This is a genomic window from Microcoleus sp. BM001215392 (assembly GCF_036700185.1).
Taxonomy (GTDB): Bacteria; Cyanobacteriota; Cyanobacteriia; order Cyanobacteriales; family Microcoleaceae; genus Microcoleus.
Genome location: NZ_JAUBOJ010000199.1, coordinates 1 through 13,383, shown reverse-complemented (window position 1 = coordinate 13,383; position 13,383 = coordinate 1). Strand labels below are relative to the sequence as shown.

The following is a 13,383-nucleotide window of genomic DNA, read 5'->3' as shown; positions in this document are numbered from 1 at the left end:
TAACCAATAACCAATAACCAATAACCAATAACCAATAACCAATAACTAATAACCAATAACCAATAACTAATATTATGTATTTGAAAACACTGCACCTACGGCAGTTTCGGAACTACTTCGATCAAAAAGTAGCCTTTGACGCTCCCAAAACCATATTAGTAGGAAATAACGCCCAAGGAAAATCTAACCTATTAGAAGCGGTAGAGTTGCTTTCCACCTTAAAAAGCCACCGAGTATCGCGCGATCGCGATTTAATTCTCGAATCAAAGCCGATCGCCCAAATAGATGCTACACTCGAACGTCAAACCGGAGCGATCGACTTAGCCTTAACTCTGCGCTCGGGGGCGCGCCGCAGCCTCAAGCTCAACGGCGAACCGCTGCGCCGCCATTTAGACTTCTTGAGCGTCCTGAATGTAGTACAATTTTCCTGTTTGGATTTAGATTTAGTGCGCGGCGGGCCCGAAGGAAGGCGCAACTGGATCGATCGGCTAGTCATCCAACTAGAGCCGATTTACGCTCACATTTTGCACCAGTACAACCAAATTTTGCGCCAGCGAAACGCTCTGCTGAAACGTTCTAGAGAAGTCAGAAAAGCAGAATTTTCCGAAAGTTTTGACAAAAACCGATTTATCGGATCTGAAACTCCCGAAGACCAAAATAGAGCAGATTTCCCAATGCCCAATGCCCAATGCCCAATGCCCGATGCCCCATTCCCAATTCCCAGTTCAGAATTAGCCTTGTGGGACGCGCAGTTGGCGACAGCAGGTGCTCGGGTAATCCGCAGGCGCGATCGTATTTTGGAACGGTTGATGCCTTTAGCGCGCAATTGGCACGGTTCAATTAGCGGTTCCACAGAAGTTTTAGATGTCAAATACGATGCTAATATTGAAGTCAGCTCGGAATTAATCGGCAAAGACAATCTCGAAGGAGTGCGGCAAGCATTTTTAGAGAAAATTCAAAAAAGGGCGATCGCAGAACAATTTCAAGGAACCACTTTAGTCGGCCCGCACCGCGACGACATTACATTTACAATTAACAATACTCCAGCGCGTCAGTACGCCTCCCAAGGCCAACAGCGAACTCTCGTACTAGCATTAAAATTAGCGGAATTGCAGCTTATTGAAGAAGTCATCGGCGAAGCACCTTTACTGTTGCTCGACGACGTACTTGCAGAACTCGATCTGAGCCGCCAAAATCAACTTTTAGAAACGATTCAAGAACGATTTCAAACTCTGATTACAACGACTCATCTAGGCGCTTTTGACAGTCAGTGGCTGCGCCAAACTCAAATTCTCTCCGTCGTTTCCGGACAAATCAATCAATTTTAAATTGAATAGTTGATATTAATAAATTATATTATGTCCGCTCACTTATCCTAATAAAAACAGTTTGTAGTGAGGACTTTAGTCCTCTGACGGATGCGGACTAAAGTCCTCACTACAAACCAATTTGATTGTGGTCGTTCGATCGGATATGATATCAATCTAGGTGAGATTGACAAATTTTACTTTTCATGGTATTGATGCAAAAAAAAATTGAAAAATTGACATAATTAGCTCAATTCGAGATAGGATAAAGGTTAATTTTGATTGCAGCTTTCGCTTCCATTTTTCTAACCCTTATGAAGCATTACATTTCCCGTCTGTTAGCCCTCGTATTAGTTGTTGTCATCGGCGTAGCAGGCTGTACCAATGTTCCCGCCACTCTCAGCGGAGACTACAGCAAAGACACGTTAGCATTAGTCAACAGCTTGAGAACAGCGCTCACTTTGGCAGATGGCGCGCCGGAAAAAGCAGCCGCTCAAGCCGCTGCTCGTACAAGTATCAACGATTTTTTCGCAGCATACCGCCGCGATCCCGCTCTTACTAAGTTGGCATCTTTCACCACAATGCGCACGGCCTTAAACTCTTTGGCTGGACATTACAGTTCCTATCCCAATCGTCCAGTTCCTGAAAAGTTGAAAAAACGTCTTGAGTCTGAATTTCAGCAGGTAGAATCTGCTCTAACCAGAGGATCTTAATCTCAAAATTTAGGGATAAAAGATAAATTTGAATAATTCATCTTTCATCCTTGATATTTGAGTGTTAACAATTTTTAGTAGAAATATCAACTGTTTTTAGCGCCCACTTGAACTAGGCGCTTTTTTTGCTGCATTTACTGAAAAAATACTTAAAAATCGAACTGGATCTAATACCAAATATGGGATTTTTACCCCGTTTACTCTTTAGTCTCTTAGAGAGAGACTTGGCTTGTATAGCAGCGGTTTCAACCGCGCCCGTCTTATCCTTATTCGATCGCACAAAATCTAAATTGCCGCTATATAAAATTTGCATTGTGCGATCGACTTGTGCCATAACTAGGTCAGTCGATTTTAGATTTTAGATTGACTCCACAGATTAATCTGGGAAATTCAACTTGGATCTCAAATTAGGGATCTCCACAACTCGATCGGGGGGCTTGCACCCGTTGTTGGACGGGGTTAATCTAAAAAAAGTAGAAAATTTGTAGCTGTGCGTCTGCGCGATCGCCTGATTGGCGATCGCCACCCAATTTAAACTAGAAAACCCGATTTAATTATCCCATGAAAATTGCACCGACTCGCATCGCCAACTTTCAACCTCAGCGACGCTGTTTAAGTGCGGTAACTGCTGTTTTAACCAGTAGCTTCATCAGCCAGCTTGTTTTGCCATTTATCGAAAATCAACCAGCTTTTGCCGAAACATCAGCCTATTGTCAATTATCCAAAGAGCAAGTCAATCAAAAAGAAGACTTGCGCCGCGCCGCCCTGTCAGGAAAACCGGAATCCCAGCAAGCATATTTTGCCGTCTTGAGCAAACACGCGCGGGAAATGGCAGAATGCCGCCAAAAAACTTGGCCCCAAACCCAAGCAGTTTGGCTGCGCTTGTATCCCTGCGATGTCAGGCCCGGAGAGATCGATCGCGTATTAGACAAAGTTGTAAACAAGGGCTACAATCAAGTCTATGTCGAAGTGTTTTATGACGGTCAAGTGCTGCTTCCCGCGGCAGACAATCCAACTGCTTGGCCTTCGGTTTTGCGAAATCGCGGCTACGAAAAGTATGATTTGCTAGAAAAGGCGATCGCCAAAGGCAAACAGCGAGGATTAAAAGTATACGCCTGGTTATTTACCATGAACTTTGGCTATACCTATTCTCAGCGTTCCGACAGACAGCAAACCCTCGCCCTCAACGGCAAAAATCAGACAAGTTTAACAGTAATTCAAGACGCGGGTTTAGACGACCAAACCGGAGAAAGTCACGCCACCCACGCCTTTGTCGATCCCTACAATGCGCAAGCAAAGCAAGACTATTCTTTGTTAGTCAATCAAATAGTCAAGCGCAAACCGCAAGGAATGTTATTCGACTACATTCGCTATGTCCGAGGCGTCGGATCTGCTTCAGTTGCCACCAAAGTTCAAGACTTGTGGATTTACGGCCAAGCATCGCAGCAAATGCTTTTGCAGCGAGCGAACAATCAGCAAGGACGAGATTTAATTCAGCGCTATTTGACTAAGGGATTTATTAATATCAATGACGTTCAAGCAGTAGTCAAACAGTATCCAACCGAGCAAGAACCTCTTTGGCAGGGGCGAATTCCGCGGGCTATCCCGGTAGCAGTTCCAGCTTCGAGAAGGGAGAATGCCACATCAAAAGCAGCTTCAATAACTCCCGCTACAAAATCGCCAAACCCTGCCAAACCGACACCCAAACCGACACCAACACCGCCGCTTCCCGATACCGGCATTCTGCAAAAAGACCTCTGGCAACTAAGCGTTGCTCACGCAGTCCAAGGGATTTTAGATTTTTTCGGAATGGCAACTCAACCAGCTCAAAGGATGGGAATTCCTGTAGGAGCAGTGTTTTTTCCTAATGGAAATCAAAAGATTAATCAAGGGGGATTTGATTCGAGATTGCAGCCTTGGGACAGGTTTCCGGCTGGTGTGGAATTCCACGCGATGTCTTACGGCAATTGTGGGGATGTAAGCTGCATTGTGCCGCAGGTGCAGCGGACTTTGAGTTTAGCGCCTGCGGGAGCAAAAATCATTCCTGCTATTGCCGGAGATTGGGGAAAATCTCTGAAAAATCGTCCGTCTTTGGAGATTCAAATGCGGGCAATTCGTGCTGCAACGCCGCAAATTAATGCGGTGAGTCATTTTTCTTTTGGCTGGCAAGAAGTGGAGGATGAAAGGGCGCGACAAACTTGCCGGATGTAGGGGATTAGTTGTAGAGATGGGATTTGTAGCGTCTCTACAAGCGGCAATTTGTGCGATAATTTTTGGAAATGCTCGTTTCTGTTAGGAGCGGAGCGTCATCCAAGTTTTATAAGGACAATACGGGATTGTAATAAAAATTAACACAAAGGAGTATTTCCTATGGCAAGTCAGCCAGAACTAGAACAGCAAGTATCCAACCAAGATTCAATGATTGATGACTTAAATTTGAGTCAAGAAGAAGATAACGGCGATGAACTTTATGAAACAGACAAATTGATCTATGACCCTGATGAAATTAATATTTTCACCAGAGAACCAACCATCGAGCAACTCCTAAGAAGAATCAATGAGGAAGCTCTTGACTTAGCACCAGACTTTCAGCGTCATGCAAACATCTGGAAAAATGACGCAAAAAGCAGACTGATTGAATCGATCCTGATTCGGATTCCATTGCCAGCTTTTTATATAGATGCAACTGATGAAGATAAATGGTTAGTTGTGGATGGATTGCAGCGGCTATCTGCTCTCAAGCAATTTATGAGCGATAAAAAACTGATGTTATGCGGACTAGAATACTTGCTCAATTTAGAAGGCAAAAATTATGATGAAATCGGGCGCAGATACCAACGTCGAATAGAGGAAACTCAGGTGACAGTTTATTTAATTGAAAAAGGTACGCCTCCTGAAGTTAAATATAATATTTTTAAACGGATTAATACAGGTGGGTTGCCCATGTCTCCTCAAGAACTGCGCCATGCTCTCAACCCCGGTAAGGCAACAAAATTCTTAGCTAAACTTGCTCTTTTACAAGAATTTCAGCAAGTTACTAAGCTAAGTAAGTTGCGTAAAATGCGGATGGACGATCGGGAATTTATACTCGGCTTTTTAGCATTTACACTTACATCTTATAAAAATTATCAATCTGAAAAGAGAAATTTATTTTTAAGTAAAGCATTATCTAAGATTAACAATATGTCGGAACATGAATTAAAAGTAATTGAAGATAATTTCAAAAAAGCTATGGTGGCTGCATGGAAAATCTTTGGGAAAAATGCTTTTCGTAAAATCTCCCAACACCAAACAAAAATGTTTCCGATTAATAAAGCATTATTTGAAGTTTGGTCTGTTAATCTCAGTTTGCTGAGCGACGAACAACTTGAGATATTGAAGCAGCAAAAGGAGCAGTTGATTGAAAAATTTAGAAATTATGTAGATAGCGATCGAGATTTTCTGACTTCTATCTCTCAAGCTGCGGAAAAAATTGAGTACAGATTTATGATAATCGAAAAAATAATTCAGGAGGTTCTGGCATGATTACTTCGCTACACTTGCTGAACTTCAAACCTTTTGCGAATCAGTCTTTGGAATTCAAAAAATTAACGTTATTTTCCGGTTTAAACAGCACTGGTAAATCTTCTGTCATGCAATCGCTCCTACTGCTAAGACAATCTTACCAACAGGGTCTATTGCCAGAAAAAGGGTTGGCGCTTAATGGCTATTTTGTGAATATCGGTACTGCTAGAGACGCACTTTTTGAGGGAGCAAAAGAGGACTTAATTGGTTTTGGCATTGTTTGGGAAAATAATAACAAAGCGACATGGCGTTTCAAATATGACAGAGAAGTAGATGTGTTAAACATTGACTCGGAACCAGTTAGCTCTGAAGTCTATAAATCGAATCTTTTTGGCAATAATTTTCACTATCTTCAGGCAGAAAGGCTTGGGCCACGCCCATTTAATGAAATGTCTGATTACCAAGTACGACAGCTCGGTCAACTGGGGATCAAAGGCGAATATGCTGCTCATTTTCTTGCGATTAACGGAGAGAAAATTATTCCCAATAGCAGCCTCAGCCATCCAGAGGTAAAATTAAAGACTCAAAGACAAAAAGAGCTATCTACTGCAAAATCAATGGATTTAATTGACCAAGTTGAGGCATGGATGGGAGAAATCAGTCCAGGTACTCGCCTCAAAATTGACGCTAAATCTGATGTCGATTTGATGAGTTTTCAATATTCCTATGGAGATAGCAATCCTTACCGTGCAACTAATGTGGGATTTGGAATTAGCTATACTTTACCGATTATTGTAGCGGCACTTGCATCAACTCCTGGTACAATAATTTTAATTGAAAATCCTGAAGCGCATCTCCATCCCAAAGGACAAGTTAAAATGGGTGAATTGTTAGCTTTGGCAGCTAGCGGTGGCGTTCAAGTTGTGATAGAAACTCACAGCGATCATGTTTTAAATGGGATTCGCCTTGCGGTTCACGGGGGCAAACTTGACCCGAAAAATGTTCAATTGCATTACTTCCAGCGTCAAAATAAAGAAGGACAAGCCGTGACTAATGTAGTATCTCCAAAAATCGATCGCAACGGACGAATCGATCGCTGGCCGGATGGTTTTTTTGACGAGTGGGACAACAGCTTGGAGATTTTGTTGGAACCTGCGGTGGAAGGAGAATAAGGGATGGATTTGGAGATGGTGTTTAATGAACTGTCTGCACGAACTCTTGCTCCTGATATTTCCATAGCACGACAATGGATGTCAGAATTGATTAGGACGATGGTTGCAGCTAAAGGCTGTGGATTGAAGGCAATGCGTACTAAAGAAGATTTTTCGGCTATCATACTTACAGAAAACTATCCTCTTTCTCGTTGGCTTAACGATCGTGAAGTTAATAAAGACGAGCGGACTTTTCTGCTAACGCGAGCAACTAAGACTCCTTTATGCGTTGATATTACTGATGTAAAGATTAAAACTATTCAAGATTCAGATTGCGAGTTGAGTAGTTTGCAGGGGACTCAAGCAGAAGGATTTAAAGTTGCTCACTACCTGGAAACATTGGCAATTAGTCTGACTTCAGAATCGCTGTGGAATAGGAGTCGCATCAATTTAGAACTAATACAAATTGACGACAATGGGGAGCTAATAGAAGAAAGTGTAGAGGTTCTTCATGCTAGTCAAAAAAGCCACGTTCTCGAACACGCTGATTGGATTCAGAAGCGTCAGCTAACAGGAGTTGCTGATGGTTTGGAGCTTTGGAACCGTCGAGCTGAGTTATTCTCCAGCCTGGAATTTTGCGATCGCGTTAGCCAACAGATAGAAAGCCTTGTCGATCCAACAATGTTACGACAAGTTGTAATAAAGTTATTTGAGATTAATGAATTATCCAAAAATTGGACAGATGGAGCGCTGGATTTAGAGAAGCTTCCTAGCAAGGTATCTCCAGAGAGCGAGTCAAGGCTTAAGCAGTTTAGAGAGCAACTAAATATTAAATGTCTTGACGGAACAAAGCGTATTTTCAGTTTGCACGTCCGCATGACACCGGGAGCTTGGCGACTTCATTTCTGCACAGAATTAGGGCCGGGAAAGATAATCATTGGGTATATTGGCCCCAAAATACAATAATTTTAAGATTCGCCAAACTTTTAGCTGAAGGTTTTGGCGTGGCGTAAATCGCTGTTTTTAAACAAAAATTAATTTAGCCAACTTTCAAGCTGGCAAAGCTGTAAGCGATAATTAGAGCGTTACAGCAAATCCTACAGTGCATGACTCCCAAATTTATTAAAAAATCTGCAATTCAAATCTTGATAATTATCGGATCGATCGCACTTATCTCACTTTTCCCTGAAATCCGACAAACTGCGAATTCAAATTCGTTAGCCCAAATCCCCCCTTTCGGCAATCCCCCGCCAAACCTGCTGAAACCGCCCAAACCCCAAATACTCCCTTCTCCCGCCGCAAATCCGTCTCCCAAACCTCTGGTAGAACCTTTAGTATTCGCACCACCGGCGCAATTTCGCGGACAAATTGTTTACCAAGCAAGTATCAGCGACTCAAAAGTTATCGCCCTGACTTTTGACGATGGCCCAACTGCGGAAAGTTTGAAAATATTAGCAATATTGCAGAAACATAACGCGGTAGCTACATTTTTCTGTTTGGGTGCAAATTTGCGAGAGAATCCAGAAATTGCCAAACAAGTAGTCAAGGCCGGAAATGCGATCGGCAATCATACTTGGCATCATTTCTATCACAATGTCACGGAAAAAACAGCATCGGATGAAATCGATAATACTGGCGTTCATATTTATCGATCGACTGGGGCGAAAAGTTTGTTGTTTCGTCCTCCCGGTGGGCGCTTAAATAACGGTTTTGCCGATTATGCTAAAAAGAAAAATTATGTGGTGGTGATGTGGTCGATCGACCCTAAGGACTTTTCGCAACCTCCGGCGGCTGCTATCGCCCGCAGCGTGCTGTCTCAAGCGACATCGGGGGCGATCGTATTGTTGCATGACGGCGGTGGCGATCGCCAGCAAACAGTCGAGGCCGTATCTGTAATTATTCCCAAACTCAAACAGCAGGGATATCGGTTTGTCACCGTACCGCAATTGCTGCAAATGCAAGCATCCCAAAAACAACAAACTGCTGACCAAAAACCTAAATAAATGGCGCGCCATACAAGTTATGAAATGTCAAAAATTACCCGTACAATACCAAGATGCAGAAAAATAGCAGTAAAATAGGATTATAGTTATATCAAAATTCCACCATGACACAAACACTCGCAGCCAAAGATATAAACATTCGCTACTTGATAGACAACTTCGGTCTTCAGCTAGCAGAAGATGAGGAATTTCTCCGAGAATTTCAAGAAGACTTACCAGAAAATACCGATTTAGAAAAACAATTGCTCGATCGGCTGAAAGCCGGATTTATCAATTTACTTACCTATCCACCTTTACTGGAAAATGTAGTTAAGCTGTCAGTAGTGGGGCCGCTGTTGTTTATTGCCGGATTTTACCTGTCTCCTTTTCAGGTAAAAGCTGAAAAATCCATTCAAATTCAAGAAGAAGATGATGGTGTAATCATTGAAGGCAGACTAGATATTTTACTTTTAAAAGACCAATTTTGGGTAATGGTGATTGAGTCAAAAAAAGCTGCTTTTTCGATTGAGGAAGGACTGGGACAACTCCTCGCTTATATGTGGGCAGATCCTCATCCAGAAAAACCTACTTTTGGCATGATTACTACTGGCGGCAACTTTATTTTTATTAAGTTAGTCAGAGGGGAAACTCCACGTTATGCTTTGTCAGAGCAATTTTCAATTCGGCGACGCGATAATGAACTGTACAGTGTTTTGCAGATATTCAAACGCCTGAGTCAACTAGCTTAAGAGAGTAAATTATGGTGCAAAAACTACAAGCAAGAGATATCAACCTCCGCTATTTAATCGACAACTTCGGTTTACAGCGAGTTCGGAATCAGGAGTTTTTCCGAGAATGGCAAGAAAACTTACCCGAAGTAACTGACACAGAAAAACAATTGCTCGATCGAGTCCAAGAAATCTACTACAATTTAGTAGACTCCCCGCCTGTATTGGAAAATGCAGTCAAGCTGACAATTATCAGTCCCATTTTATTTATTGCCGGTCTCTTTGAGTCTCCTTTTCAAGTCAAAGCCGAAAAGTCGATCGCGATTCAAGAAGAAGACGAAGGCAGAATCATCGAAGGCAGAATAGATATCCTGATTATGAAAGCCAACTTGTGGGTGACAGTAATTGAATCCAAACAACTTTCATTTTCAACTGACGAAGCACTTGCCCAACTCCTGACATATATGCTGGCAGATCCCAATCCCGAAACTCCTACTTTTGGGATGATTTCCACAGGTGCTAACTTCACTTTTGTCAAACTTGTCAGAGGAGAATATCCGCAGTATGCCTTATCAAATCAATTCACGATTCACAATCTAGGCAATGAGTTATACCGCGTTTTACAGATTTTAAAACGGCTGAGCCAATTGCCAGACTAGCCATAAAAGTCATTTTCAGTTATCATTGAAAAATGACAATATTTCATATCATATCCGAATAACTCCACAATCAAATTGGTTTGTAGTAAGGACTTTAGTCCTCATAATCAGAGGACTAAAGTCCTTACTACAAACGGTTTTTATGATGGTAATTAACCGGACATGATATAATATCTGAAATTTATAAATTCTGCGAGCATGGTAAATTACTGGATAGTCGGCGCTGTAGCAATAACTTCTGTCTTTTGGGCAGAAATCATCCGAGACTTTTATCACGTCGCGTCTCATTATGTGCCGGCACTGCAAAAGCTGCACAATTGGCATCACCGCGTTTTCCGCCCGAATTTGACGCCCGTCAGCGAGACAATTTACAAACAAGCGCACTGGCGTCACGACGTGCCCGAAGCTGCGGCGATGATGGTTTTGGGCTTGTTGCTGTGGGTTTTAGCTTATTTTGCGTTGCCGGAATATCACTGGGGCGCAGCAGCGGGTTGTATTTATACTTTAAGCTTTTTGTTGAGTGCGATCGCCCGCGCGATCGGCATCAAAGGCGCAGACGAGTTAACCGACATCACCCACCAACCCGGAGACTTCCAAACTATCCCCGGTAACTGGTTCGTGAATAAACCTTACCACTGGAAGCATCATTTCGACAATCAAAATGCTTACTATTGCGGTACTTTCACCTTAATAGATAAACTTATGGGCACAGCACTTTCTCTCAAAGGCAAAACTGTCGCCGTCACCGGCGCCTCGGGAACTTTAGGGCGTTTGCTTCTCAAACACCTGCACAAAGCTGGTGCAAAAGTTATCGCCCTCTCCTCTGGAAATGAGGAAATTACTGTGAATGTAGACGGCGAGATTTTGCCTGTAAAAACCGTAAGTTGGCAAGTTGGCGAAGAGGCTGATTTAGCTAAATTGTTAGAAAAAATCGATATTCTTGTCATCAATCACGGGATTAATGTACAGGGTGAAAGAACCCCAGAGGCGATCGCAAACTCATACGAAATTAACACTTTTTCGGCGTGGCGGCTGATGGAACTGTTTTTCTTAACAGTCCGTACTAACGAAAATATAGCTTGCAAAGAAGTCTGGATCAACACTTCCGAAGCAGAAGTGATTCCCGCTGTCAGTCCCCTGTACGAACTCAGCAAGCGCGCCCTGGGAGATTTAGTCACTCTGCGCAGGCTGGATGCGCCCTGTATCGTCCGCAAACTGATTTTAGGGCCGTTCAAAAGCAACTTAAACCCGATCGGCATTATGTCTCCTGACTGGGTAGCGCAGCAAATTGTCAAACAAGCTAAAGCCGATGTCCGCAATATCATCGTCACAATCAATCCTTTGACTGCGATCGTTTTCCCAGTCAAAGAATTCTTTGTTTCTTCGTATTTCCAAATTTTCAGCCGCCAGACAGTTGCAGAGATTAAAGCAGCGCCGACAGCGGAAAAATCTAGCGTTGAAGCTAAGATTAATTGACAAAGCAGAAACGCAGAATACCGGGCGGTTGGAAACCGCGGCGACACAGACAAAACCCGCCGACGCGGGTTGAAGACAGGCCGTTAAATTTACGTTATTATCTTCAGTCCGCGGAGGCGGACATCGTTTGTATAGACGCGGTTTCAACCGCCGAGTTTCAACTCTCAACCGCCGAGTTTCAACCGCCGACTCCGATCTAATTACTAACCTCAGCCATTTCAATCACGCGCCCGTCATAATCCTTAACCAAGAAATTAAGCGGCTTTTCCCGGCGAATTTTATAACTAATCCCGCGAGTTTGTACTCTCATTAATAGCTGATCCAAACAATCGCGATCGAAACAAACATGACGTTCGCGATTTTTTTCGCCTGCGCCAGCCCCACTAATAATGTGTAGCTGCGTATTTTTCATCAACTGATACCACAAACCCTCGGGACTCCCCATCGTTTGAGAGCTCGTTCCCCTCCCGACATTGGGCGACAAATACAGGGGGTCGATACCCGTTGTCCCCAAGGTTTGCTCGTAATTATAGTAGTAATGCAGCGGTACTTCTGCTACAGGAAGGCTTAGCATACCTTCATAGAACTCCCTCGCCTGTGCGAGATCCGATACCATCACCGTGTGTACCTTGGGAGCACTGGTGAGAAACATCCACATCGCCCCCGCATAGGCGGCCAGCAGCATCACCATGATCCCTTGAGTCGAAAACAAGCCGTCCAGGGAGGGCAAAAAAGAGCTCAAGTACAAGGGCCGAAGTCCAAAAGCAATAAAACTAACTGCTAGAGTCATGAATTATAAAAAAGGGTAAACAACGAAATTTAGGAAGATTGCAGTCGCGATCGCCCGCGAGACTTAAACTATTAGCTTAGGCATCTAATATAGCAAAAACTAGCGATTAAGCCCTACCCGATGAAAGTCTTTGTCTACGGCACTCTCAAACCAGGGGAGTGCAACTATCTGCGCTACTGCGAGGGAAAGGTTGTGAATGCTTTGCCCGCGATCGCACGTCAATGCCAACTTTTTGCACTGCCGATCGGCTATCCTGCAATGGTGGCCGGAGATGGTAATGTTTGCGGTTTTCTCCTCTGTTTCGCAAATTCCGCTATTTTGGACGATTTAGACCGACTGGAAGACTATCACCCGCTGCGGGAACCGACGGAAAATGAATATCAGCGGCAGGAAATCGAAATTTGCGATCGACACCTCAAACCCCTAGGCACGGCTTGGACATACTTCATGTTACCCGATCGCGTTCGTGCTCTAGGAGGCATTTGGCTGCCCGATGGGACGTGGGAAAATCGGTTTTTCACAAAATAAGTCTTAATCCCGATTAGCTGACTAAATTGACATTGGCGTGCGATCCTCTTCTGCAAGCTTCGCTAACGGGCGAATCGAACCTGTGAGCGTAATCCCCAACCGTTTGAATTAACTGTGTCGGTCGATCGAATATCATCGGTGATGGAGTCACACAGCTCATCCGTCTCAACACAACTTCGATCCGAATTGCCAACTGAGCCAGACTAAAGGGTTTGCAGATATAAATCAGCATCTGCCGATCGCACTTTCAGTTTATCAGTTTCATCTGTCCGGCCCAGTTGGCACACTCACAAAAACATTAGTACGGCGCTGCATTTCCTGACAAAAGTGATACCCAGTAATATCCCGCAAATTCCAATCTAGAATTACCAGAAAAAATTGGTTGAAAGCCCAAACCCCGAGCGGGCTCAATTAAAATAACACGATTCATTACTCCAATCCTCGGACTTATAGAACCCATTTGACATCATTGAATTTTTGGGTTGGGTGACGAGAAATATAGAGAAAAACCTGTTTCTGAGATTTACAGCGAGTGTCGAGAAACC

General features: G+C 43.4%; 13 protein-coding genes and 1 pseudogene. 11 read left to right on the top strand and 3 right to left on the bottom strand.

All coding sequences use genetic code 11. The annotated features are described in order from the left end of the window. Positions 1-76 (bottom strand): annotated as a pseudogene (locus QT974_RS20205) (D-galactonate transporter); the annotation flags it as partial. Here QT974_RS20205 and QT974_RS20200 point away from each other — a divergent pair. The 10 genes from QT974_RS20200 to QT974_RS20155 all read left to right on the top strand — a co-directional run bounded on the left by QT974_RS20200 (position 75) and on the right by QT974_RS20155 (position 11,520). Beyond that, complete coding sequence (locus QT974_RS20200) at positions 75-1,328, top strand: DNA replication/repair protein RecF (RefSeq protein WP_333470213.1); 1,254 nt, start codon at positions 75-77, stop codon at positions 1,326-1,328. The pseudogene QT974_RS20205 and the gene QT974_RS20200 overlap by 2 nt on opposite strands. A 293-nt stretch (positions 1,329-1,621) precedes the next feature. Further along, positions 1,622-2,020, top strand: coding sequence for a photosystem II protein Psb27 (gene psb27 / locus QT974_RS20195; RefSeq protein WP_333470212.1), 399 nt, complete (start codon positions 1,622-1,624; stop codon positions 2,018-2,020). Between the two features lie 561 nt (positions 2,021-2,581). Next, positions 2,582-4,231, top strand: a complete 1,650-nt coding sequence (locus QT974_RS20190; protein WP_333470211.1) for a family 10 glycosylhydrolase — start codon at positions 2,582-2,584, stop codon at positions 4,229-4,231. A gap of 207 nt (positions 4,232-4,438) precedes the next feature. Then, positions 4,439-5,545, top strand: a complete 1,107-nt coding sequence (locus tag QT974_RS20185; protein ID WP_333470210.1) for a DUF262 domain-containing protein — start codon at positions 4,439-4,441, stop codon at positions 5,543-5,545. After that, positions 5,542-6,696, top strand: coding sequence for an AAA family ATPase (locus tag QT974_RS20180; protein ID WP_333470209.1), 1,155 nt, complete (start codon positions 5,542-5,544; stop codon positions 6,694-6,696). Before QT974_RS20185 ends, QT974_RS20180 begins: the two co-directional genes overlap by 4 nt. 3 nt (positions 6,697-6,699) lie before the next feature. Then, complete coding sequence (locus QT974_RS20175) at positions 6,700-7,641, top strand: hypothetical protein (protein ID WP_333470208.1); 942 nt, start codon at positions 6,700-6,702, stop codon at positions 7,639-7,641. A 140-nt stretch (positions 7,642-7,781) separates the two neighbouring features. Further along, the gene (locus QT974_RS20170) at positions 7,782-8,678 is read left to right on the top strand and encodes a polysaccharide deacetylase family protein (protein WP_333470207.1); all 897 of its coding nucleotides are present in this window, start codon (positions 7,782-7,784) and stop codon (positions 8,676-8,678) included. 104 nt (positions 8,679-8,782) lie between these two features. Continuing rightward, positions 8,783-9,406, top strand: a complete 624-nt coding sequence (locus QT974_RS20165) for a restriction endonuclease subunit R (protein ID WP_333470206.1) — start codon at positions 8,783-8,785, stop codon at positions 9,404-9,406. Positions 9,407-9,417: 11 nt separating this feature from the next. Next, on the top strand, positions 9,418-10,044 hold the full coding sequence (locus tag QT974_RS20160; protein WP_333470205.1) for a restriction endonuclease subunit R: 627 nt from the start codon (positions 9,418-9,420) through the stop codon (positions 10,042-10,044). Positions 10,045-10,242: 198 nt separating this feature from the next. Beyond that, a complete protein-coding gene (locus tag QT974_RS20155; protein WP_333470204.1) occupies positions 10,243-11,520 on the top strand; it encodes a bifunctional sterol desaturase/short chain dehydrogenase in 1,278 nt (425 codons plus the stop codon). Between the two features lie 196 nt (positions 11,521-11,716). On the opposite strand, the gene QT974_RS20150 is transcribed toward QT974_RS20155, so the two are convergent. Next, on the bottom strand, positions 11,717-12,310 hold the full coding sequence (locus QT974_RS20150) for a glyoxalase-like domain protein (protein ID WP_333470203.1): 594 nt from the start codon (positions 12,308-12,310) through the stop codon (positions 11,717-11,719). Between the two features lie 120 nt (positions 12,311-12,430). Here QT974_RS20150 and QT974_RS20145 point away from each other — a divergent pair, with 120 nt between their 5' ends. After that, positions 12,431-12,838, top strand: a complete 408-nt coding sequence (locus QT974_RS20145; protein ID WP_333470202.1) for a gamma-glutamylcyclotransferase family protein — start codon at positions 12,431-12,433, stop codon at positions 12,836-12,838. A 13-nt stretch (positions 12,839-12,851) separates the two neighbouring features. On the opposite strand, the gene QT974_RS20140 is transcribed toward QT974_RS20145, so the two are convergent. Next, positions 12,852-13,070 (bottom strand): hypothetical protein, encoded by a 219-nt coding sequence (locus QT974_RS20140; protein ID WP_333470201.1) that lies wholly within the window; start codon positions 13,068-13,070, stop codon positions 12,852-12,854. Positions 13,071-13,383: the final 313 nt, after the last annotated feature.